Source organism: Thalassospira sp. CH_XMU1420-2, assembly GCF_037029325.1.
Classification (GTDB): domain Bacteria; phylum Pseudomonadota; class Alphaproteobacteria; order Rhodospirillales; family Thalassospiraceae; genus Thalassospira; species Thalassospira povalilytica.
In genome coordinates, this window is the sequence record NZ_JAYMEG010000056.1 from 1 (window position 1) to 1,129 (window position 1,129).

Consider the following 1,129-nt stretch of genomic DNA (forward strand, 5'->3'; position numbering starts at 1 on the left):
CAATCCCGTCGCCGTGGCGCGTCTCATTCCATCGCAGGACCCCCTGCCTGCCGGCAAGTAAGCGAGACAATGTAGTGTTGGCATTCCAGTCAGGCACGTGTAGTCGAGAATCCTCGGACATATGAACCGCTCCTCTACCAAATGATGAACAAGCCTAACATCGGTTTCGGCTTGCAATGTGTCGATTGAAGTTAAAATACCCCCTAAATCCGGCACATCGCATTGATGCGAATACAGTCAGTTCAGCTGCCAGGGTCGCGCCAGAAATATCCAAAATTGAAGAAAAACAGTAAGATAAGAACTTAAAAACGTTATACGATAATCGTATTTCGGTAACCGTATTTTGTAAAACGACTGTCGTTATTCAGAAATCGTTAACCGATAAATGTTAAACGGGACCCGCAAACCGATTTACGAAAGTCGTGAAAAGAGGTACGATTAACGTTAACTGGAAATCGTAAAACGTCACTCGTAGATCGAACATCGTAAAGCGAGCTTCGGTTAACGTAATCCATTCCTCGTAAACCGAGGACCGAGATACGCAATACGGCACTCGAATATCGGGAACCGGAATCCGCTGACCGAGTTGCGTAAATCGGCTATCGAAAACCGCACAACGTAAGTCGTGAAACGAAGATCGATGTGCGTAAAACGCACTACACTTTTGCTAGAGGACACACCACCATGCCACGTGCCAATTACGATCTCCCCGAAGAGCTGCTCGAAAAAGTTATCGTGCAACGACGCCACGTCATTGCAGTTCAAAATGAAAAAGGTGGTGTGGCGAAGACTCCTTACACCTTTCATATGGCAACAGCTTTGGCCGAGGCAGGGTGCAAAGTGCTTTGCATTGATCTTGACCCACAAGGTGACCTGACGACGACCTTGGCACTATATGCACTAGAATACCGGGGAGATTTCACGGCCCAAGAGTTGGCGTTAGCGAACACGTTCACTGTGTTTGATGATGACGCAAGCTCCATCCCGCTCAAGATTAACGACAATCTGGAACTAATGGTCGGATCCCACTCTCTGGTTGGCTTGCAAGGGAGCGGGGCTATTGATGCCGGGCAGTTCAACCTCGATCTTCGTACCCGAAGCGATACTGTCATTGCACACAAGCATCGCC

The 1,129-nt window shown here is 48.4% G+C and carries 1 protein-coding gene; it reads left to right on the forward strand.

Annotated features, from left to right (window positions below; all coding sequences use genetic code 11):
* Positions 1-684: 684 nt before the first annotated feature.
* The coding region (locus WA429_RS21215; protein ID WP_336107909.1) for a ParA family protein at positions 685-1,129 on the forward strand (445 nt) is incomplete at its 3' end.